Source organism: Paraburkholderia sprentiae WSM5005, assembly GCF_001865575.2.
GTDB lineage: Bacteria > Pseudomonadota > Gammaproteobacteria > Burkholderiales > Burkholderiaceae > Paraburkholderia > Paraburkholderia sprentiae.
Window position 1 is genome coordinate 166,554 of record NZ_CP017565.2, and the last position, 20,211, is coordinate 186,764.

General features: G+C 58.0%; 17 protein-coding genes and 9 pseudogenes. 8 read left to right on the forward strand and 18 right to left on the reverse strand.

All coding sequences use genetic code 11. The features are described from left to right. Positions 1 to 72: 72 nt before the first annotated feature. From nodU to BJG93_RS34345, 4 genes and pseudogenes are all read right to left on the reverse strand, one after another. Positions 73 to 1,794 carry a nodulation protein NodU gene (gene nodU / locus BJG93_RS34330; RefSeq protein WP_071336795.1) on the reverse strand — a complete coding sequence of 574 codons (1,722 nt, stop codon included), beginning with the start codon at positions 1,792 to 1,794 and terminating at the stop codon, positions 73 to 75. A gap of 13 nt (positions 1,795 to 1,807) precedes the next feature. Further along, positions 1,808 to 2,437: a nodulation methyltransferase NodS gene (gene nodS, locus BJG93_RS34335; protein ID WP_034476973.1), complete on the reverse strand. Its 630-nt coding sequence runs from the start codon at positions 2,435 to 2,437 to the stop codon at positions 1,808 to 1,810. Between the two features lie 192 nt (positions 2,438 to 2,629). Next, positions 2,630 to 4,540: a carbamoyltransferase family protein gene (locus tag BJG93_RS34340; RefSeq protein WP_071336794.1), complete on the reverse strand. Its 1,911-nt coding sequence runs from the start codon at positions 4,538 to 4,540 to the stop codon at positions 2,630 to 2,632. A gap of 51 nt (positions 4,541 to 4,591) precedes the next feature. Then, positions 4,592 to 4,804: pseudogene (locus BJG93_RS34345) on the reverse strand (hypothetical protein); the annotation flags it as partial. Between the two features lie 225 nt (positions 4,805 to 5,029). On the opposite strand from BJG93_RS34345, the gene BJG93_RS34350 reads away from it, so the two are divergent. Further along, positions 5,030 to 5,977: a LysR family transcriptional regulator gene (locus BJG93_RS34350; RefSeq protein WP_071336740.1), complete on the forward strand. Its 948-nt coding sequence runs from the start codon at positions 5,030 to 5,032 to the stop codon at positions 5,975 to 5,977. Between the two features lie 58 nt (positions 5,978 to 6,035). Here BJG93_RS34350 and BJG93_RS34355 read toward each other — a convergent pair. Continuing rightward, positions 6,036 to 6,201 (reverse strand): annotated as a pseudogene (locus tag BJG93_RS34355) (IS3-like element ISBvi4 family transposase); the annotation flags it as partial. Between the two features lie 82 nt (positions 6,202 to 6,283). Here BJG93_RS34355 and BJG93_RS34360 point away from each other — a divergent pair. Continuing rightward, a complete protein-coding gene (locus BJG93_RS34360; RefSeq protein WP_231337738.1) occupies positions 6,284 to 6,391 on the forward strand; it encodes a nitrogen fixation protein NifQ in 108 nt (35 codons plus the stop codon). A 144-nt stretch (positions 6,392 to 6,535) separates the two neighbouring features. On the opposite strand, the gene BJG93_RS34365 is transcribed toward BJG93_RS34360, so the two are convergent. The 10 genes and pseudogenes from BJG93_RS34365 to BJG93_RS36170 form a co-directional block, all read right to left on the reverse strand. After that, complete coding sequence (locus tag BJG93_RS34365) at positions 6,536 to 7,021, reverse strand: hypothetical protein (protein WP_027193785.1); 486 nt, start codon at positions 7,019 to 7,021, stop codon at positions 6,536 to 6,538. A 78-nt stretch (positions 7,022 to 7,099) separates the two neighbouring features. After that, positions 7,100 to 7,397: pseudogene (locus BJG93_RS34370) on the reverse strand (ferredoxin family protein). Beyond that, a pseudogene (locus BJG93_RS34375) lies at positions 7,394 to 7,978 on the reverse strand (hypothetical protein); the annotation flags it as partial. The pseudogenes BJG93_RS34375 and BJG93_RS34370, both read right to left, overlap by 4 nt. 15 nt (positions 7,979 to 7,993) lie before the next feature. Then, positions 7,994 to 9,130 (reverse strand): homocitrate synthase, encoded by a 1,137-nt coding sequence (gene nifV / locus BJG93_RS34380; RefSeq protein WP_071336739.1) that lies wholly within the window; start codon positions 9,128 to 9,130, stop codon positions 7,994 to 7,996. Between the two features lie 220 nt (positions 9,131 to 9,350). Continuing rightward, positions 9,351 to 9,691, reverse strand: a pseudogene (locus tag BJG93_RS34385) (glutamine synthetase); the annotation flags it as partial. 298 nt (positions 9,692 to 9,989) lie between these two features. Beyond that, a pseudogene (locus tag BJG93_RS34390) lies at positions 9,990 to 10,677 on the reverse strand (glycosyltransferase); the annotation flags it as partial. Continuing rightward, positions 10,655 to 11,347, reverse strand: coding sequence for a chitooligosaccharide deacetylase NodB (gene nodB, locus BJG93_RS34395; protein WP_082194449.1), 693 nt, complete (start codon positions 11,345 to 11,347; stop codon positions 10,655 to 10,657). The gene nodB and the pseudogene BJG93_RS34390, both read right to left, overlap by 23 nt. Next, positions 11,344 to 11,976: a NodA family N-acyltransferase gene (locus tag BJG93_RS34400; protein ID WP_027193781.1), complete on the reverse strand. Its 633-nt coding sequence runs from the start codon at positions 11,974 to 11,976 to the stop codon at positions 11,344 to 11,346. Before BJG93_RS34400 ends, nodB begins: the two co-directional genes overlap by 4 nt. Continuing rightward, entirely contained in the window at positions 11,973 to 12,620 is a 648-nt protein-coding gene (locus tag BJG93_RS34405; RefSeq protein WP_154677404.1) for a response regulator, read from the reverse strand. The genes BJG93_RS34400 and BJG93_RS34405 overlap by 4 nt, the downstream gene beginning before the upstream one ends. Further along, on the reverse strand, positions 12,617 to 12,739 hold the full coding sequence (locus BJG93_RS36170; protein WP_018423232.1) for a hypothetical protein: 123 nt from the start codon (positions 12,737 to 12,739) through the stop codon (positions 12,617 to 12,619). The genes BJG93_RS34405 and BJG93_RS36170 overlap by 4 nt, the downstream gene beginning before the upstream one ends. Positions 12,740 to 13,120: 381 nt before the next feature. On the opposite strand from BJG93_RS36170, the gene BJG93_RS34410 reads away from it, so the two are divergent. Next, the gene (locus BJG93_RS34410; RefSeq protein ID WP_027193780.1) at positions 13,121 to 14,068 is read left to right on the forward strand and encodes a LysR family transcriptional regulator; all 948 of its coding nucleotides are present in this window, start codon (positions 13,121 to 13,123) and stop codon (positions 14,066 to 14,068) included. Between the two features lie 59 nt (positions 14,069 to 14,127). Here BJG93_RS34410 and BJG93_RS34415 read toward each other — a convergent pair. Both BJG93_RS34415 and BJG93_RS34420 read right to left on the reverse strand, forming a co-directional pair. Further along, positions 14,128 to 14,250: pseudogene (locus tag BJG93_RS34415) on the reverse strand (IS3-like element ISBvi4 family transposase); the annotation flags it as partial. Positions 14,251 to 14,468: 218 nt separating this feature from the next. Continuing rightward, positions 14,469 to 14,783 (reverse strand): annotated as a pseudogene (locus tag BJG93_RS34420) (transposase); the annotation flags it as partial. Positions 14,784 to 15,180: 397 nt separating this feature from the next. On the opposite strand from BJG93_RS34420, the gene BJG93_RS34425 reads away from it, so the two are divergent. The 4 genes and pseudogenes from BJG93_RS34425 to BJG93_RS34440 all read left to right on the forward strand — a co-directional run bounded on the left by BJG93_RS34425 (position 15,181) and on the right by BJG93_RS34440 (position 17,314). After that, entirely contained in the window at positions 15,181 to 15,417 is a 237-nt protein-coding gene (locus BJG93_RS34425) for a hypothetical protein (RefSeq protein WP_027193778.1), read from the forward strand. A gap of 216 nt (positions 15,418 to 15,633) precedes the next feature. Further along, a pseudogene (locus tag BJG93_RS34430) lies at positions 15,634 to 15,777 on the forward strand (ATP-binding protein); the annotation flags it as partial. Between the two features lie 169 nt (positions 15,778 to 15,946). Further along, positions 15,947 to 16,735 carry a helix-turn-helix domain-containing protein gene (locus BJG93_RS34435; protein WP_231337507.1) on the forward strand — a complete coding sequence of 263 codons (789 nt, stop codon included), beginning with the start codon at positions 15,947 to 15,949 and terminating at the stop codon, positions 16,733 to 16,735. A 198-nt stretch (positions 16,736 to 16,933) separates the two neighbouring features. Continuing rightward, entirely contained in the window at positions 16,934 to 17,314 is a 381-nt protein-coding gene (locus BJG93_RS34440; protein ID WP_027193775.1) for a CBS domain-containing protein, read from the forward strand. Between the two features lie 128 nt (positions 17,315 to 17,442). Here BJG93_RS34440 and BJG93_RS36625 read toward each other — a convergent pair whose 3' ends face one another. Then, positions 17,443 to 17,709: a group II intron maturase-specific domain-containing protein gene (locus tag BJG93_RS36625; RefSeq protein WP_407675373.1), complete on the reverse strand. Its 267-nt coding sequence runs from the start codon at positions 17,707 to 17,709 to the stop codon at positions 17,443 to 17,445. 466 nt (positions 17,710 to 18,175) lie between these two features. Between BJG93_RS36625 and nifA the strand changes: the two genes are divergently transcribed. Then, complete coding sequence (nifA, locus tag BJG93_RS34445; RefSeq protein ID WP_051374168.1) at positions 18,176 to 20,011, forward strand: nif-specific transcriptional activator NifA; 1,836 nt, start codon at positions 18,176 to 18,178, stop codon at positions 20,009 to 20,011. Positions 20,012 to 20,211 lie beyond the last annotated feature (200 nt).

Here is a 20,211-nt window from a genome sequence, read left to right on the forward strand (position 1 = left end):
GCTTCGGACAGTAGCGATAGAGCGAGCTGCCGGGACAATTGACCGCGTCGTACTGACCACTGAGCTGCAACGTCAGCAATCTTCGAACGGCGACGTAGCGAAAAGTGTTTCGTCGACTGACGGCGACAGACCAGTCCTGGTCAGTAACAAACCATCGCACCACACACGTTCGACGCGTCCCCACGCACAGGCTGAAGCAGCGTCCGGGAAGAAACCTCGTCCGTGATAGTTGGCGCTCGTGTTGCAGAGCAACGGAATACCCGTCAGCTTTTCGTATTCGACCAGAAGTTGCGCCACCGGATGCTCGGAAGTTCTTGAGATGGTCTGCAATCGGGCAGATCCGTCAAGATGCACGACGGCAGGGATTTTTTCTCGCCATTCCGCGCGCGTCTGATGATCGAACAACATATAGGAATCAGGGCTCCCCGGGTTAAAAATGGTCGGCGCGTGATCCTCGAGGCAAATTGGCGCCACGGGACGGAAGTGCTCTCGAAACTTGATGTCGTTGAGATGATCCTTCATTGTGGGCAAAGTCGCGGCGGCCAAAATGCTTCTGCCCCCCAATGCTCGTGGTCCGAGCTCGGCCCGGCCGGCAAGGAAAATGACGGGCTCGCTACTGGCGAGTATGCTGGCGAGTTCTGCAATGGAGCAAGTAGACGCCGTCCATCCGGGCGGTACTTGGCAACCTTTTAAGGCCGGTCCGCTATATACCGACCACTCCAGCGGCACGAAGCCCTTCTCGGCTGCCAGCGCGCAACAAGCGGCGCCAATCGCAGACCCGCTATCGTTGGGAAACGGGGGCACCCAGATTGCGTCGAACAAACCGCTCGCGCGCAGGGCGCTGTTCCATTTGATATTGAGTCCGCATCCGCCAGCGATGCACAAATTTTTCGGGCCCGCAATCGAATGGCGCTGCAGCGCGATACCCATTTCATGAACGAGAAGACGCTCGAGGAATACATGGAACGAGGCGAGTACGTCTTCGGGCGGCTTGGCTTCTAGTCGCAGCGCGCTTGCTTCGAAGAACTCTCCTACAGCCGCTAGTGACGCGTCCGCGCTGTGGATGTTCTCGCGATAAGCTTGCGCACACTCCGTGTCGCCAGCAAAGCGTGCCTGATAAAGCCCGCGAAATACCTCAACGATCTCTTCGTCAACGGAGCCCAGCGCGATGTAAGCCATCAGCTTGCCGGCCACACCCAGATCCCACCGGGCACCGCCCGGCTTCTTATAAGGACCAAAGTGATGACCCGCCGCAGCGTAGATGTGACCTATCACGGGGAACAGGCAGTCAACATGGCGGGCGTGGTGGCGTTCTACATGATAGAGGCGTGGGACGATGCCACCATCCCACACCAAACAGAATGCAGGTTGCCCGCTTTGGGCAAAGGGACTGGTGCAGTACGCGGAGGCCACATGGCCTGACACGTGAGGATAGCTTTTATAAGGAAAGGACTGGCCGCCGACAAGCAGTCCGGAGCCGTCGAGCGAAGCGAGAAGATCATCGGCTCGGCGTTCGGCATAAGGAGCCCCTTTCAGGCTGACGGGAATCGACCCACTGAGGACGCGAAACTGCGACTCGACTACTCCGTCCCAGCCGTCGATGACAAATTGGTCGATATCGTGCACACCGAAACCATGCTCGGCCAGTGCGATCGCGATCGCGTCGAGGTCGTCGATCGCCTGATACCGCGGATTGTTGTCTCGCTTTTCCTGCTCCACGCAAAAAACCAGTTTCCCATCCTCGACAAGGGCGATCGCTCCGTCGTGCGTCAGTTTTATCCCGCAGATGCGCATTATATCTCCCTGCCTAACGCTGGTAAGTTGGTCCACACGAAGGCGAAGCCGCGTTGCGAAAACGGGCGAGCAGACAGTCTTCATTCAACGACTGCCCGACGCACCTCAAACGATCGATTTCAACCAGTTCTTCTTCTAGGATGGCTATGACTGTCTCGGCTCCGGCAATGTGGCCCCATCGCCGGCAATTGGCGTCATGTGCCGATCCGAAAACCAGCTGTCCACCGGGCGCAAGCATCCGTGCTAAATTGCGGACAGCGGCGCGCACCTCGGCGCTGTCGTCGAGGTAATAGAGAACCTCCGCCACCACGATCAGATCGAACTGTTGCTCAGTCGAAAAATGCTGGACATCGGAGACGATCCAATTGATGTGTGGTGGGTCCATCATCCGTTCGCGTGTCCTGGCAATTGCGCGTGGCACGATATCGATCACGGTGAGCCGTTGGCAGTGCGGTGCCAATTTTTCCGTGAAGGTTCCGCCTGCGCATCCGACTTCGAGCGCATTTGTGACGGATCCCTGCGAAAGTGCCATCCGAAGCATTTGCCTGTGGCGCTCGTGCTCAAAGGGATTGCTGTCGAGCCGCCATGGATCGTCTGCGTCCAATTCCCGACGCAGCAATTCGAAGTTCGTTTGATGTGTCAATTCCGCCTACCTTTGTGGTGCGCCGCTGCAAGTGTCAGGACCTTGGGCCGGGACTGGTGCTCCGTTGGACACCAGCGTGTTGGTACAAGAACTGCACGGCGGCCAAACGCTATTGTTTAACGTTCTAGAAAAATAGCTCGCGAGCGCTGTTACCTAGTTTCAGATCTTCAGCCACTCATTGGAAGGGCGTCGTTACCGTGACAATGCCCGTGAGGGATGTAGCCGAACCCGACGCTGTTCCCACAATCCGCGCAGCTCCTTGACGAGGGTTTCACGTCGAGTCTGCTCATGCGTAATCGTATCGAGAAGATGTCCGAGCACGGCTTCGCCTTCGATCCGCATCAGCAGATCGAACAACTCATGTGAAATACGCACACTGTCACAGTTGGAGCCGCCGGTGCGAATTTCGCACACCGTCTCCTGACGATCCCGCGCTGTGTGAGCGCGGACTCGATAGAGCGATGCATAGGGCGGCAGTGAAACCGCGAGCGCAGTCCAATGTTCCTGCGTTGCGGGCCGCTTTTTGACGAGGTACGGCCCGACCACAAGTCCATCCAGCTCTGTCGTCAGAAATGTGGCAATCGCGTCTGCAACCGAGTCTACGATCGGCTCAGCGTTGTTATTAAAGGAAGTATTGAGCAGAATTGGGATTCCTGTCCGCTTCTTGAACGCATTAATAACCTCCCAGTAGGCGGGATTGGTCTTGCGCGATACTGTTTGCAGCCGCGCTGTACCGTCAATGTGCGTGATGGCGCCGAGCAAGGCACGCTTGGAGTCGCGCACGCGAACTACAAAATTCATAAAAGGGAATTCGCGGGTACCCTCTGGGAGGTCAAAAAATTCGTGCGCATCGTCCTCGAGCACTGATGGCGCGAACGGTCGGTAACCCTCGCGCTTCTTGACCATGGCGTTGATCCGGTCCTTGTTTGCGGCCGGCCTGGGATCGGCAAGAATGCTGCGGTTGCCAAGCGCGCGTGGCCCGAACTCCGAACGACCCTGCACCCAGCCGATCACGGCGCCATTGGCCATCCAGTCGGCTGCTCTGCCTGCCACGTCATCACTGCGTTCAACGTCGAGGTGTCCGGCCCACGCATTTAATTCTTGCCCCACGACTAGATCGCTCCCAATATCGGGCCCCCAATAAACGTCCTGCAATCGCTCACGCGGCGGGGGCCGACCGAAATCGTTTGATACCATAAGGGCAGCGCCTAATGCGCAACCGGCGTCGTGCGCTGCGGGCTGCACGAAGATGTCTTCGAAAAGTCCCGAATACATCAGCTTACCGTTCATGGTGCAATTATGAGCTACTCCTCCGGCTATACACAGCCGCTTCATACCGGTGACCTCGCGATGATGGCAGAGAATGTGAAACACGATCCGCTCCAGCGCTTCCTGCAATGAAGCACCCACATCTCGATGCTGCTGTGTGAATGGCATTCCCTTTCGCCGGACCTGGATGCTGCGGAGCAACGTCGGACCGATGCGATCCAGATAGACGCGGTACTCACCGTTGGCGGAGAGTTGATAGAATTGCTCGAAGAGCCCGCGATAGGGAGCGGGATCCCCATAAGGGGCAAGCCCCATGACCTTGTATTCGTCGAACAAGCCGTAACCGAGATACCGGATTGTTTCGAGATAAAACAGCCCGATCAGGCTTTCCTCGAATCCAGACATCGCAAACGCGCTCACGGCATGCGCCAGATGGTGACTCACGAATGAGACTCGCGAAGGATCGACCTCGGTACCGAATTCCTGCGTTAGTAAGTTACGCAGAAACAGCTTGGCATCCACCGGAATGGAGATGTTCGGCTGGGACAGGAACAGGCGTTCGAGCATGACGTTGCAATAGGCCTCGGTAGCGTAAAACGCGATGCGGTCGATATCGCTGAGCTGAATCCCTGCGGATGCGAGGCAGTATTGAATTGAACTGCTCGGGAATTTGTTAGAGTGCTTGATCCGGTTGAGGCGCTCCTCTTCGACGGCCGCTATTACGCGTCCGTCCCGGACAAGCACCGCAGCGCCGTCATGCAGAAATGTGTTCGGCAGTTCGAGTGGATTTTCATGAACTTTGTCTAGCCCGCCGCTCACTCCTAAGCACAGCATGTCTCTCTCCTTCATCGTGGTAGGAAGGCCCTATTGGCAAGACTCGAACCGCTACCACCTAAGTAAGGTAGGATATCGCTCGCCGCTGGGAACACCGGTCAGACGTACCAGCCCCAAAGAATCTCGCCGCAATTCATGAAAATTCTGTACCGTTTGGTCCAGGGGTTGCGTTTTTTGGCGCTGTAGGATGGCGCGACCAGAAAGCTGAAGCGCTGGAACCCCGAGGAAATCCCCAATCTCTGCCAAACATGCGGCGGGTTCGCGAGGAGGCTCCCGATGCATGTGATTGATCGACAACTGATGCAACGTCATTTCCTCGGCTTCGCTCAGTTCTACGGCACGCTTCATCCGCTACCCCCGGCACCACGAAGGCGCCAGCAGGTTGCGAAAATGAAATGGATCTACCAGGAACACTATCCTCCATGCCGTACGATTCGTAAAATCGATTGTTTTGATGGAACCCATCTACATTATGGATAATTTGGGATCATGCGTTTCAAGGGCCTCGATCTGAATCTCCTCGTCGCGCTCGATGCTCTGATGACCGAGCGTAACCTCACCGCGGCGGCACGCAGCATCAACCTGAGCCAGCCGGCCATGAGCGCGGCCGTCGCCCGGCTACGCGCCTATTTTTGTGACGAACTATTTACGATGAGGGGCCGGGAATTTGTCCCAACACCGCGTGCAGAAGGGCTCGCTGCTCCAATCCGCGAGGCTCTGGTGCACATCCAGCTCTCCGTTATTTCCCGGGACGTCTTCAACCCAGCCAAATCGGATCGCCGCTTCAGGATCATCCTTTCCGATTTCATGGCAGTCGTATTTTTTCGAAAGATCGTGGAGCGTATTGCACGGGAAGCTCCCGCCGTCGGCTTCGAATTGCTGCCACTTGCCGATGATACCGATGAGGTTCTCCGGCGCGGCGAAGCCGATTTTCTTATCCTGCCGGAATTGCTCATGTCGAGCGCGCACCCTAAAGCGAAGCTGTTCGAGGAGACACTCGTGTGCGTAGGCTGCCGCACGAACAAGCAGCTATCAGGGCAGCTCACATTCGAGAGATACATGTCGATGGGGCACGTTGTGGTCAAGTTCGGGCGTACGCGGCAGCCCTCGATCGAGGAGTGGTTTTTGCTTGAGCACGGTCTCAAGAGACGGGACGAGGTCATCGTGCAGAGCTTTAGCATGATCCCGCCCATGCTATTGAACACTGACCGTATAGGGACGATGCCCTTAAGGCTGGTCAAGCATTTCGAAAAAACGATGCCTCTGCGGATCGTCGACCTTCCGCTGCCACTTCCCGCATTCACCGAGGCCGTCCAATGGTCTGCCCTTCACAACAGTGATCCGGCAAGCAATTGGATGCGGGAGATAATATTGCAGGAGGCGTCACGCACGGTTCCTCGGCGTGAGACCACGCGAAGACCAATTCACCCAAGTTAGGAAATGGGATCTTTCAGCAAGCTTTTTGCGGCATGGATTTGTGGGGTTTCGAGGGTTTTGTGGCGACATAACGGATATGGCCACACCAGGCCTGATTCGTCGCGGTGACGGCAAACGCCTGATCGAGCAGGTTCGGCGCGACCGGCAAGCTGTTGCCTTGATCTGCGTTTCTGGTTGCAACGCAACCCCTCTTTGCGACGCAGTCTCTTTATCGGATATACGCCGAATCATCGGTACCGCTGGGCTACCGGTTTCCACGGCTCGCTGAAAAACGTCCACGGCATGAAGTGGAAAAAATTCCTCTACATGCACGTGTGCGAGCGCGAGGCGTTGATTATCTGCAAGGCTTCAAACTGCGGCGATTGTGCCGATTTCGGGATTGCTTCGGGCCAGAATGAAGATCTGGCTGTCTAGGTAGCCCTGCGTGCGCGCCCGCGCGAAGTGTGCGGTGAGTGTCGGCTTTGACTACTGAAACGATCGCCATGAACTGCAATGGAGCTCTGCCATCGCCATGCCGGGGACATAATGTCAATCTGTCAGTTGATCTTCCGGCGGCGGTTATCGGGACCCGGACTGTGCGAGCAAGGCTTCCACGACGTCCAAGCCTATGCAATCGATCGGGTCCAGCCTGCGCAGCTTGGCGATCAGCTTCAGTGCAACGACGCGCTCACCGCGCCGCACGCTGATGAACGCGAGCGCTTTCAGTGTGAAGAGCCAGAAGCGGCCCGGACCAGGAGTGGTGAAGTCGGTGTCGCCCGGCTGTACCGCACACCAGTCGCTGTCGAGCGACGCTTGCCGGGCGGCGACCGCCAAAGCCTTCGTCGCGACCTCCTGCGCCTCGCCAAGTTCACCCCGGTTCGCATGGAACTTATACAGCAGATAGTAGGGTGGCAGGCAGCGCGGGTACGACAGGACCGCAGTCCACAACGCGGCGGCCACGTCGTCATTGCTGTCGCCGCGGGTTCTCTCGATCAGCTGTAGCACGGGGGAGGGAACGCTGTCGCCGAAGAGATCGGTCGATTCGATACCAGTAATGAGATTCATCAATTTGCTCCGATATGGTGAGGCGTCCGGGCACTTTTTGCGTCGCTCGGAAGCCGATGTGACGATGGATGTGTTTATCTACCCGAACTTGAACTGGACGCGATGCCCGCCGCGCGGACACGCCCATTCGAGGTTGTGATGGTCCGTGCACAGAATGCGGCAACTACCGCAGTCCAGCCAGCCGCCGGTAATCAGCGTGACCGAGCCGTTGCTGTCCTTCCGATAACGAGGCCGGGCACACGAACGTGCAGCTTTTTCCGGCAAAGTCGTTGGTGCAGAGTTCAACGTTTTTGATGTGGACGTGCAGCCGCCCGACGTCCACGCGGTAGCGGTTCTGAAACAGCTTTTCCTCGATATTGACAGCGACCGTTTTCATCGGAAGGCTCTCCAGAAATTGTATGCGTCGCCGACCAGCCGGGCAGCGAGCGATTTTTGCGGAAACTGACCATGACATCATGCTTTTTGGTCTTCTTGCCGACGCCATCTACCGTAATCACGGTGCGGGCCGCTTGAACGACGAGATCAGGGTATGTTGTAAAGAACTGTAGATTGCGGTGCGGAATTTCTGGCATGTCGCGGTACTTGTTCAAATCCTTCGTCATGAAGCTCTTGTCGAGCGCGGCCTTATACGCCGACAGCACGTTAGCGCGTTAGCGCGGTAGCCGCGGCAGCCGGCTGCTTTTGCGGCTATCGCCGTCTCGGCGGCGAGGCGTCCTGCGGTCATGGCGAGGTTGGAAACTTCGGGATGCGCGGCGTTGACGAACCCGCCGGACTCACCGACGATCATCCAGCCATTGCCGTACAGTTAGAGAACCATTTGTCGAACTGCGCGCGGATGATCGTATAGCGGTTATACGGCGGTTTGTTGTAGTCGTCGCTGCGTGCGTGTGTTCCCACGAACGAAGTGTCGTCGAGTATCCACATGCGCTGCTCGATGATGTGGCGCTCGAGTGGCGCGCCCCATAACCACACTCACGACACGTTCACCCGCGTGCTGTGGGCTTCGGTCAGGAAGCGGCGCAGATCGCTTGCATTCGGCGCCTGCTTGTACTGCGTGACGAAAGAGCGGATGCGCGCAAGCAGGAGCGGGATGAGCCGCTCCGACACCCTCACGCCTAGAGCGTCGTAGGCCTCACGCACACTTTGAGATCCAGAATGTTTCCCGAGTATCGTCAACCGTTGCCGGCCGAGCTCTGCTGGATCGAATCCCTCGTAGGTCGTGGGGTGCTTCGCGAGGCCGTCGGTGTGAATGCCCGACTCGTGAGTAAAGATCCTCCTACCGATGATGCTCTTGCTGAAGGAAACTGCGCGGCCTGAGGCTTGTTCGACCAGTGATGAAATGTCGAGCAGCGCTCTGGTGTCGACGCCGGTGTCTCGTCGCAGCAGGTGCCGCGCGCCCATCACGACTTCTTCCAGCGCTGCATTGCCGGCACGCTCACCCAAACCGTTGACGGTGGTGCTCGCATGGGTCGCGCCGGCCCCGAGGGCGGCCAGTGTGTTGGCTGTGGCGAGCCCGAGGTCGTCGTGCGCATGGATTTCGATCTCCAGATCGACGGCGACGCGCAGCGCTGCAATGGCGTAGAAGGTCTTAAAGGGGTCCAAGATACCGACAGTGTCGGCAAAGCGCACGCGCTGGGCCCCGTGCTGCTGCGCGCATTGAGCCACTTCTATGAGAAATGAGCGATCCGCGCGCGAGGCGTCTTCCATGCCGAGGGAAATCTTGGGATGGTTTTTCGCTGCCTCGTCGACGACGCGTGCGATCTGCGCCAATACCCAACTGCGCGACTGCCCCAGCTTGCGTTGCAAATGAATATCCGAAACGGGAACCGAGAGATGAACGATATCGGCATCGCAGCGCAATGCCGCGGTGAGATCCTCGTCGGTGAGGCGCCCCCAAACCATCAGGCGGGCGTCGAGGTTCAGGTCGACGATTGCAGCGATGCACGCCATTTCGTCTTCGCCCATGGCGGGAATTCCGATTTCGAGTTCGGGCACGCCGGCTTGCGACAGTGCGGCGGCGATTGCGCATTTTTCCTCGGTGCGAAACGCGACGCCGGCGGCCTGCTCGCCGTCACGAAGTGTCGTGTCATTGATGATCGGATTGAGCATGTCAGGTCTCTTGAGTTGTCGGCGAGGGATTGCAAGCGTTGTGCCAAGCGAGCATCTACAGTCGGAGCACAATTTGCGGGATGTTGACCGGCACAATGTCGGATTATGGCGGTGCATCGTCCGTTTGTTCGTGTCGCGAATGTTACGTTCCGGACAATGCGGCCGCGCTGGAGGTGGCTCGATCGGTTCCATCCGCTAGCGGACAGAATATCCAACTGATGTCGATGGCGTCCCGCAGCGTTTCCGGGATTCCGGTAGCTCAGCATCCCGATAAGCGTCGCCGACAAGCGGGTCTGGCAACGCCAGCTTCTCGTCGATGCCCGCAAGACCCGCCGCGATCAGGGCCGCAAAAGCGAGATTCCGATTCAGATCCGCACCGCCAATGCGGCACTTCACGCGGACGGCGTCCGAGCCTTCGCCGTAAAGGCTGAAACCGACCGTCCGATTGCCTTGGCGCCATGCGACCTTGGTCGGCGCGAACGTACCGATCTGAAATCGCTTGTAGGAGTTGATGTCGGGCGCTAGAAAGAGGGTGATGTCCTTCGAATATTTCAGCAGGCCGCCAAGGTAATGGTGCATCAGATTAAGACGTTTATATGCGGACGCGGTACGAAGGCTTTGCCGCGGGGCAAGGTTTCACAAGGCAATCTTGTTCGTGCAAAGACTGGCGGTGGGCGAGTGCGGAGCTGCTTCCGGTAAGGCTCAGTAGCTCCAAGTTTTCACGGAGTCGACGGATGCACAAATCGTTAGTCGGTAAGCGATTTTATAAATCATCTGCTAGATTCTCAACGAAAAGCACGATCGTCTCTAGATGCTCTGGGAGTGCAGTGGAAGTGAGCCCGCTGGAGTAAAACGGGTTTTCCGTCTCGTGCTGATCGAGCAGCAAAAGGAGCGCGGACCGGCGGTACATGGCACATGGACCGCAGCAGCACGTAACGGCACCGAAGTGCCTGTGCCGCGCGCTCTTCGTTGCAAGCCAGCCAGTACTCCATATCGATCAACCGGGTCAACCAGGCGTCGCTCCGGTTGTTGGCGGTCAACCGACCCATGGCCGCGCCGATCGCTGGATTTTGCATTTTTTCAATGCAAGCTTCGTGACCACGTCTGAGCCGATTATCGTGTCCGCGTCGACGTTAAGCACCAAATCTCCAAACGAGCGGCGTATCGCGGCGATGTATGCCTTGCGCTTTCCCATATTTGGGGGGAAGCGTAATGAAGTTGAATCTGTGGTCGCGCGTGTAGGCATCGTATATCGGCCTCACGGCGTCGAGATTCGCAGAAACATCATCAACCACATAGACCCGCAGTTTTCCGGCGCAGTCGTGGATTGCAATGGACTCTAGGCATGCTGAGAGCGTGCGCGGGTCCTCGTTCAAGCAGGGAACGATGACATCCACGCCCGGCAGAGTGTCGGAGTCGACGAGGCCGTCCGAGAGCGATGACACGTTTGTCGGCTGAGCATAAAGCGCGTGCGTGCTTTTATAGACAGTCGAGAGCAGCGCATAAAACGAGACAGCGACAGTGCTAGTTGCGGCAAGCACGTTCATAGGGTGTCTGGTTCGTCCGGTGAGGTTGAGGAAGCGATCGGATTGCAAACCCCCGGTCATGCAATGCCGGAATCATGAGGGAAAGCGCCGTGAGGGTCTGCTCGCGCCGACCAGCGTGAGCACATTGTCCCAACTCATCGGGAGGGCATCCGTCGTGCAAGAGCACAATTGCACCCGGCCGGACAGAGGCCAGCACTGCGCTGACAATCGCGTCTACGCCGGGACGAGACCAGTCTCGCGGGTCTACCGACCAATGGAGGGGCGCCAGACCAGCGCTCGCTGACGTAGTGAGCACTGTTTCGGTCCACATGCCATACGGGGCACGCATATACCGCGGCGAAGCCTGGGGGCTCGCCATCCTGATGACCCTGCTTGCCGTTAGTATTTCCTGTTGTACTTCGGTGGGTTCGCATCTGGATAGGTCCGGATGAGTCATCGTATGGTTTGCGACCTCGTGCCCTTCTGCGATCATCCGTCGGATCAGCTTCGGCTGGTCCGTTGCGTACGCGCCGATGACGCAGAAAGTTGCTGTCACCCGGTGTTCGGCCAGCACATCGAGGATGTCCGGTGTGCAAAGTGGATTAGGGCCGTCGTCAAACGTCAAATAAACGCTGCGACGTCCGGTGGTGTCAGCGCACTCGCTGCGCGCTTCGGATAAGCAGTGCCTCACAGCTCTGGCCCGTTCCGATCAATGATCGTTCCGGTCGGCCAATCGCTCATTGACCGTCCAATCGGTAAGACGACAATGAGTACGTCCTCGATGCGCGTGGGCGGCGTGTCGAGATGCACTTCTCGAAGGGTCGACCTCACGCGAACTCCAGACACAATAGTCGCCAGACCGGGTCGGCCGAGCAGCCTTGCAATATGTTGCCGCAACGCGTGTCGAACCGTGCCGAAGCCAAATGGAACGCCAAGTTCCTGCAACACGGGATACATCACGCGCATTAATTGAGGGATTCCGAGTCCCTCAAGATCCGGACGTACCGCGTACAATCCTAGTTCGGCCACTAGTAGATCGACTGCGCCAACCTTGATGAAACGACGCAGTGCGCCGATATGAGCCGCTACGCCGCGCGCGTCGTAGCCGATTGCACGGAACTCTGGCCTCGCACCAGCCCAACTGTGATTGCCTTCGAATGGTTTTGCATTAAACGCCCCGGTCGGTCCGTAGGACTTTCGGAAGAACTCGGACAGTTCGATGTGGTCGGCGAGTCGCAACTCATTTTCCCAAACCAGCCTCCACCGCACCTGAGAGCGCATGGAGAGAGGTCCTCTATCTGTGGACACGGCCAAATTCACGACTGCCTCCTATGCGCCGTCCGGCCTTTGAGGGCGGACCTGACGGACGCGAAGGACTTGCTGAGAAAGCGGTTCGATTTCAAGAAATCATCTGCACTCTGGAACAGTTCTGGGATGAAGCCCGAAGAAAAGAGTATTTCCGTCAACGCTTCACGGACCGTTCGAACCTCATCCACGATGGAGATTACATCGAGTGCGCGTGCCTTTCGTACCAGATCTACCAAAGACTTCCCCCGCATCTTCCGCACGATCTGACCGCGATTGACACGAGATCCATTTGGCCGGGTCGCTGAAGCATTTGGCACCTGCAATCGGCTGCTCCCGATTCGACGCGAAGCCAAGGCGAAGTCGAGGGTTGCCTCAACTGTACGAAGGTAACCGGCCGATATAGGAAGGGTTTGGAAAACTTTGCGAAGGTTTGCCGGTAGTAAGTGCCTACGCGACCTGCCAGACGCTTGTCGCGTCGTGTCGGCGCGATCCAGCTTGCCCATGCGGCCGAAGGCCGTGGCCGCATTGGACATGTGCCTCGGTGGATGCTCGACGTACACCTGAGGATTTTTCTCGGAGTCAAGGCAAAGATCGACAACCGTCTTGATATGCCTAAATTCTATTTCTCCGGCCCGACGTTTTGCTAGAGGATTCATGAGAGCGTCCACGAGAAATTGACTTGAAATTTGGTGCCGTATCCGCCGAGAAAGTTCAGCGAGTTCGGCATCGGCGTTTCCTTCGTGCAGGTGATGAAGCGTCGCCAGTGGTGCTTCATGTTCCCACCGTTATGGCCGCCCGTCGGGCCATACACGCCGATGTTGCGCCATGCGTGAGCCAGTCACGGACCGACTGCCCGCTCACGCGGAGTTGCTCGGCGGTGAGCTTGCAATTGGTCCTGTGTCCGAGCAGCGACAGGGCTGCCGCTCGCGTGCGCGTGTCCCGATGCATGTGCTTAATCGACAACTGCTGCAACGTCATTTCCTCGGCTTCGCTCAGTTCTACGACACACTTCATCCACTACCCGGGCACCACGAAGGCGCCAGCAGGTTTTGCGAAATTGAAATGGATCTACCAGGAACACTATCCTCCATGCCGTACAATTCGTAAAATCGATTGTTTTGATGGAACACATCTACATTATGGATAACTTGGGATCATGCGTTTCAAGGGCCTCGATCTGAATCTCCTCGTCGCGCTCGATGCTCTGATGACCGAGCGTAATCTCACCGCGGCGGCACGCAGCATCAACCTGAGCCAGCCGGCCATGAGCGCGGCCGTCGCCCGGCTACGCGCCTATTTTTGCGATGAACTATTTACGATGAGGGGCCGGGAATTTGTCCCAACACCGCGTGCAGAAGGGCTCGCTGCTCCAATCCGCGAGGCTCTGGTGCACATCCAGCTCTCCGTTATTTCCCGGGACGTCTTCAACCCAGCCAAATCGGATCGCCGCTTCAGGATCATCCTTTCCGATTTCATGGCAGTCGTATTTTTTCGAAAGATCGTGGAGCGTATTGCACGGGAAGCTCCCGCCGTCAGCTTCGAATTGCTGCCACTTGCCGATGACCCCGACGAGGTTATTCGGCGCGGCGAAGCCGATTTTCTTATCTTGCCGGAAATGTTCATGTCGAGCGCGCACCCTAAAGCGAAGCTGTTCGAGGAGACACTCGTGTGCGTAGGCTGCCGCACGAACAAGCAGCTATCAGGGCAGCTTACATTCGAGAGATACATGTCGATGGGGCACGTGGTGGTCAGGTTCGGACGTACGCGGCGGCCCTCCATCGAGGAATGGTATTTGCTTGAGCACGGTCTCAAGAGACGGGACGAGGTCATCGTGCCGAGCTTTAGCATGATCGCGCCTATGCTATTAAACACTGACCGTATAGGGACGATGCCCCTAAGGCTGGTCAAGCATTTCGAAAAAACGACGCCTCTGCGGATCGTCGAACTTCCGTTGCCGCTTCCCGCATTCACCGAGGCCGTCCAATGGTCTGCCCTTCACAACAGTGATCCGGCAAGCAATTGGATGCGGGAGATAATATTGCAGGAGGCGTCACGCATGGTTCCTCCGCGTGAGACCACGCGAAGACCAATCCACCCAAGTTAGGAAATGGGATCTTTCAGCAAGGTTTTTGCGGCATGGATTTTGTTGGGTTTCGAGGGTTTTGTGGCGACATAACGGATATCGCCACACCAAGCCTGATTCGGCGCAGTGACGGCAAACGCCTGATCGAGCAGGTTCGGCGCGACCGGCAAGCCGTGTGTCAATCTGGTCGTTGCCTTGAATTGCGCTCCGAAGTGCCTTGCAAGCGTTCGGCCCCATAACTCTCACGGGAGCGCTGATGTGCGGCAGTATCTCCACCTCAAGCCGGGCCCCTGCTGCGCGCGGTGACGCCGCCATCGCTCTATCCACGAATCAAAGACATAGTGCGGGTAGATAGTCGATCCTGCAAAATTCAGTTTGCGGTGGCGAGCCAACCAAGGGTGCGCCTGTCGGCGAACAGGAATCAGCCCATCGAAAGCGGTTGTGCCGAGCAAGCGCTCGGCTGCAGCGTGACATTGGCGAGCCAATGCAGCACCGCGAGGATAAAAAATGCAGGCCCCAGGCCCAGACGGACGATGGCGCGCAGCAACCAGCGCAGGTTGTAACCGGCAGCACACAGTACCGCGTGTAGCGCACCGCCGGTTTGCCCTTTGAGCCAGCAACGCCGCATGCCGTGGTCGTCCTTCACATGGCCGATGACCGGTTCGATCGCGTGCCGTCGCTTGAGCCAACGTCGCTGCGTGCTGGTCAGGGTCTTCCGTTTTCCGCGATTAATCAGTTATACTGATGACACTTAGGCATTGACGCCCCGAACCCCGAGATCGATCGGCACGGCCTTCGGTTGCGGCGTACCCGGGCAGATCCTCCAACAGAATGGTGTCACGGATCGCCGTATAGGAGCCATTTGATGATCGGCGCATAGGCGCCACCTGCGCTGTGTAGCAGAACGCGGTTCGAACTTTCCCCAACTGGGTACGCTTCGCTCTTTTCTGAGTGGAGCGCCCATGGCCAACCGGAGATTCGAATTGTTTGAGTACCGCCAAGTCCTTGTCCGCATGCGGCAGGGCGATTCCGACCGCGACATCGCGCGCGTCGGGTTGATGGGCCCGCCGTGAGGCGGTGTCGCCCTGGAGCTCGGCTGGCTCGATCCAGCGCAGCCGCTGCCGGAAGACACCGTGATCGCCGGACGCTTCGGCCGCACACCACACCTGCCCAGCATCTGCGTGTCGACGCTCGAGCCCTTTCGCGAGCGGATTGCTCGCTGGTTCGAGTCCGACGTCCAGGGCACGACGATCCACAGTGTCCTCAAGCGCAACCACGGCTACTCCGGCAGCTATTCCGCGGTGCGCCTAGACAGCGTCAAGCAGCACGGCCGGTCGGCCAAAACAATTGTCGCTGCCCGACTCATTTAGAACCTGCGAGAAGAGCTCCAGCAGAGCATCACCGCGCCCTTCTCGGAGCTCTTGCAATCGCTGTGGGGAAACAAAGTATGTTGCCAACATGACGTCCTCCTGTAGTGGCGATCGGCCACGAAAGACATTATCATTATGCGGGGAGACAGGGGTTAGATCTGTCGCGTTCACGGCCCCATGGGGCTGACACTTCGCGTAAAAATAGACCCTGCATTTAACCTTGACGTCAGCGAGTGGGGCGAGGCATTCGCCGGCAACCGCATCCTCCGTGCCGCTACGCTCGACCGTCTACGCCACGGTGCCCACCGCATCGTGCTTGACGGCGACAGCTTCCGGTCACCCAAACCGATGCCCGAACACGATAAAACTCGCGGGGGACACTTGTCGCCCCGACGGATCGGTCTGCTTTGCTTGATCTGGATCATGGTTTGCCTCGATTCAGTTGTGCGACAGTTAGCCGCGCAATTTCGAGATGACAAAGACGGGTTTGTGAAACAGACTTGGACATCGATTGAGTAAGGAGAATCACATGGCAATTGCGCACAATCGCCTTACCGCGCCACAGACCGACACGTTTCGGCCTTCGACAACGGCTTCGCGGACGAAGCCCATGGGTTCGAGTGGCACGTCATGCAAGACCTGCACGATGCGTCCGTTTTGCGCGGTGAACCCCGATGAGCTCGCCTGCGACCGGCAAATGGACGACCTCGTTCTCGGCTATCGCCACGTGAGAAAAGGCGAAGCATTGCACCGCGCGGGCGATTCATTTTGCAACGTCTATGCGGTTCGCACGGGATCGTTCAAGAAGCTCTCGCTGCTTCCGGACGGGCGGGACCAGGTCACTGGGTTTTATGTTGCCGGCGATCCGATGGGCTTGGACGGCATCGCTACTGGCCATTATGCAAGCGACGCCATCGCCCTTGAAGACAGCAGCGTATGCGTGATGCCGTTCCATCTGCTCGAGTGGCTGAGCCGGGAAGTCAAAGCGGTGCAGAGTCACGTCTACCGAATGCTCAGCGCGGAACTCGTGCGGCAACGCGGTGTCAGTACGCTGCTCGGCACGATGGCGGCCGACGAGCGGGTTGCGTCGTTTCTTCTGGATCTCTCGCGGCGTTGGCGGGCACGCGCCTATTCGCCGACCGAATTCATCTTGCGAATGACGCGCGAGGAGGCCGGCAGCTTTCTCGGGTTGAAGCTGGAGACGGTCAGCCGCATATTGTCGAGGTTCCAGAGGCAGAGGCTCATCACCGTGAACGGTAGAGAAATCCGCATCCTCGACTTCGCCGGATTGAGCAAGGTCGCTAGTCTTTCGGCCTGAGGTAAGAAAGCGGCTTCCAACGCGGACAGGTCCGGTTGTTTCATGAATCGCATCGCTTGTCCAATCCGTTCGTGACTCCCCCAGAATCCCCCGAATGGAAATCGTCCGCGTGTTTTCGCACCATGATTCGGTCAAACCAGTGCGCAGAGCCGGGGGCGGCGATGCGATTTAGTCGCCTGATCGCTCCACGCGTTCCTGATGTCTTACTTGACCCAAATCAAGGCGCAGGCAGACGGTGTTCGATACGCTTGCGTCCATTTAAAGACGAGAATGATGGTTCGCCGGGAAGCCATGCCGAATCACACGTTGGATGTCGAAATCGGACGACTTGTATCGTGGCCGATACTGGAGTTCATGCTGCAGACGACCGTAAGGCACGCTGCCATGCAGATGGCGGCGCGCCGGTGCCTCCTTGAAAGCCGGATGCGTCATATCGGCGTGCTGGGCGAGCAGCATACGCTGATCGGGCCGCTTGGCTTGTCCGGGCCCGACCGCTGGCCGGCAGGCCCGTTCCTGGTCCAACCAGAGGCGTATCAGCTGTCCTCGGCCCGACAGGGTGTTCACCATTTCGAACCATAGCGGTGTTCAAAGGAGTGTTTCCATGCCGGGTCAAAGGGATTGGCTTCGCCACGGATTTACGTATGTTGCCGGATTGGGACGTCGGATGCTTTGCGTAGCCTCGTCCCGGGTTCCCTTCTGCCGTTAGTTCACCAGTATCGCGGACAATACCCAGTGCCGCGTTCCTTCACGATGGAAGTATCGCGCTCTGATCCATCGTGCGCCCTTGCACGGATGCCGCCCGCAGCACCACTTTCACAACGCCTGCCAGATGGCAGCGTCGACTGCGCTATATATTGTTTCGAGACCAAGCATCGATGACAGTTCGACCAGCCATCGATGATCGGGCTGAGCAGGCCGATGAGAGTGACCTGTTCGGCCGATGCATTGTCGTTGATGACTGAGCGCACTGTCACTAGAAACGTTTGAACATTCTGTTTTGATGGCTTGATGAGTAGCTTGCCGTTCGGATATTTTCGAATGTTATGCCCGAGAAATCGAACCCTTGCAAGACGTGCGTGATCCTGGTCTTTCCGGAGAGAGCGTCAGTCCGCGCTCCTGCAGAAAGACCCCGACCAGTGGCTTGACCTCGTCTTCCAGCAACTCTTTCGAGTAACCGGTGATCAGAAAGTCATCGGCATAGCGAACCAGACTGAGGTAGCAATTAATGAGGGACGACGCCTGTAATCGGCTGCACCTGGAGTAGACAAATTGCAGTTTGAGCGACATCAATTGGACTCGCGTTCTTGGCGGAATCCGCGCGGCGAGATGGCAAGAGGAGAAAATAGGCAAATCAAGGCACTATAGTTTCACCGCCCTGCCATGAAAAGACGTTATCTCTTGAAGTCAGTCCGTGAAATTGGGCGCGAGATCGAGGATGATATGCAACACAATACTCGTAAATCCGAACAAGGTGACAGGGAGGATGGCCCCAACAACGGAGACGTCGTCATGCTGCATATCGCTTCCGTACGCGAAAGGCGTATCTCAAAGTCCGAGACGGACCACGCGGTCCCTATTGTGCAGTGGTACGAGAGCGCGCTTACCGGCATCTTGGAAATATCGAAGGTACTCACCGCCCCCTGCCGGCTCGAAGTCATGTTGGCCAACGTCGTCGATCTCCTGCAATCGTTTGTGCAGATGCGGCTCGGTATCGTCTCTCTCTTCGACGATGATGGCGTACCGGATATTACCGTTGGTGCCGGCTGGGGCGAAGGCAGCGATGAGCGCTACCGGATGCGCCTGCCGCAGAAGGCAATTGACCAGATCATGGCGACGGACAGGCCGCTCGTCGCCGAAGACGTAGCGGTGCATTCGGGCTTCAGTACCGCCGACATGGGCGTGCTCGGTGCTTCCGACAACGTGCGAGTGTCGTTCATCGGCGTTCCTATTCGCATCGACGCAAAAGTCGTGGGCACGCTGACCATCGACCGCATCCTGGATAACGGGGCGAATCTCCGGCTCGATTACGACGTGCAGCTGCTTTCCATGATGGCCAACCTAGTGGGGCAGACGGTGAAGCTGCATCGCTTATTTAAGAGCGACCGCGACCGACTGATGGCGGGGAGGGACGGGCTGCAAAAACAATTGTCCGAGCTCAAGTACCCTGCACAGGAGCGTAAGAAGTTTCAGGTCGAGGGGATCATTGGCGACAGCCCGGCGCTGCGCGGCCTGCTCGAGAAGATCGCGGTGGTAGCTAAATCGAACAGCACAGTTCTCTTGCGCGGGGAATCCGGTACCGGGAAGGAGCTGGTCGCCAAGGCCCTTCACGAGCTGTCGCCGCGAGCCAAGCGGCCCTTCATCAAGCTCAATTGCGCGGCGCTCCCTGAGACGGTGCTGGAATCCGAATTGTTCGGTCATGAGAAGGGTGCCTTTACCAGCGCCTTCAATTCGCGCAAGGGGCGCTTCGAACTCGCCGACAAGGGGACGCTGTTTCTGGACGAGATCGGCGAGATCTCGGCCTCGTTCCAGGCAAAGCTGCTGCGCGTCCTGCAGGAGCAAGAATTCGAGCGAGTCGGCAGCAACCAGACCATTAAGGTCGATGTTCGCGTGATTGCCGCCACGAATAAGAACCTGGAAGACGCGGTGGCAAGGAACGAGTTCCGCGCCGACCTTTATTATCGCATCAGCGTGGTTCCCTTGCTGCTGCCGCCGTTGCGTGAAAGGCGCAGTGATATTCCGCTCCTCGCCGTTGAGTTTCTCAAGAATTTCAACAGCGAGAACGGCCGTACCCTGACCTTCGATGCGAGTGCGATTGAAGTATTGATGAACTGCGGTTTTCCCGGCAATGTCCGCGAGCTCGAAAATTGCGTGCAGCGAAGCGCGACCTTGGCGCCGGGACCAGCGATCGTGAGAAACGACTTTGGTTGCTGCCACGGCCAGTGCCTGTCCGCGCTGCTGTGGAAGAGCGGATCGGACGAAATCGCGCTGCAGCCCGGGCGAATCGTACCAGTGCCCGGGAAGCCGGCTACGCCTCGGGTTGAGGCTGTTACGTCGGGCGCAATTGCGGTCCAGCCTGTCGGCAGCGAGAGGGCTCCGTTAACGGCTGGTGGGGCAGTCCTCGGAAGTGATGCGAAGATGACCAACCGCGAGCGTCTCATCGCCGCCATGGAAAGATCCGGCTGGGTGCAGGCAAAGGCGGCGCGGCTGCTTGGACTGACGCCGCGCCAGATTGGCTACGCGCTGAGAAAATACGGTGTCGAGATCAAGCGTCTCTGAAAGGACTGCCTGACTTGCGGCGTGTCGGGGCCGCGACATCGCGACTGAGGCGAATGGCTCTGACAAGTCAAATCTGGATTTGACGTGGACGTTGGCACGATCACGATCGTGGATGGCACGACAGGTTAGAGCGTGGTCGGCAAAGCCGGGAATGTCCGAGCACCGTCGAGTGCGCGAAAGCGACAAGGAACCGACCAGCG

Excerpts from the sequence above, each read along its gene's own strand:
- nodU (WP_071336795.1), bottom strand. The coding sequence starts at position 1,794 with ATGCGCATCTGCGGGATAAAACTGACGCACGACGGAGCGATCGCCCTT.
- BJG93_RS34340 (WP_071336794.1), bottom strand. The coding sequence starts at position 4,540 with ATGCTGTGCTTAGGAGTGAGCGGCGGGCTAGACAAAGTTCATGAAAAT.
- BJG93_RS34350 (WP_071336740.1), top strand. The coding sequence starts at position 5,030 with ATGCGTTTCAAGGGCCTCGATCTGAATCTCCTCGTCGCGCTCGATGCT.
- BJG93_RS34360 (WP_231337738.1), top strand. The coding sequence starts at position 6,284 with ATGCACGTGTGCGAGCGCGAGGCGTTGATTATCTGCAAGGCTTCAAAC.
- BJG93_RS34365 (WP_027193785.1), bottom strand. The coding sequence starts at position 7,021 with ATGAATCTCATTACTGGTATCGAATCGACCGATCTCTTCGGCGACAGC.
- nifV (WP_071336739.1), bottom strand. The coding sequence starts at position 9,130 with ATGCTCAATCCGATCATCAATGACACGACACTTCGTGACGGCGAGCAG.
- BJG93_RS34405 (WP_154677404.1), bottom strand. The coding sequence starts at position 12,620 with ATGAATCCTCTAGCAAAACGTCGGGCCGGAGAAATAGAATTTAGGCAT.
- BJG93_RS36170 (WP_018423232.1), bottom strand. The coding sequence starts at position 12,739 with ATGAAGCACCACTGGCGACGCTTCATCACCTGCACGAAGGAAACGCCG.
- BJG93_RS34410 (WP_027193780.1), top strand. The coding sequence starts at position 13,121 with ATGCGTTTCAAGGGCCTCGATCTGAATCTCCTCGTCGCGCTCGATGCT.
- BJG93_RS34435 (WP_231337507.1), top strand. The coding sequence starts at position 15,947 with ATGGCAATTGCGCACAATCGCCTTACCGCGCCACAGACCGACACGTTT.
- BJG93_RS34440 (WP_027193775.1), top strand. The coding sequence starts at position 16,934 with ATGTCTTACTTGACCCAAATCAAGGCGCAGGCAGACGGTGTTCGATAC.
- nifA (WP_051374168.1), top strand. The coding sequence starts at position 18,176 with ATGCAACACAATACTCGTAAATCCGAACAAGGTGACAGGGAGGATGGC.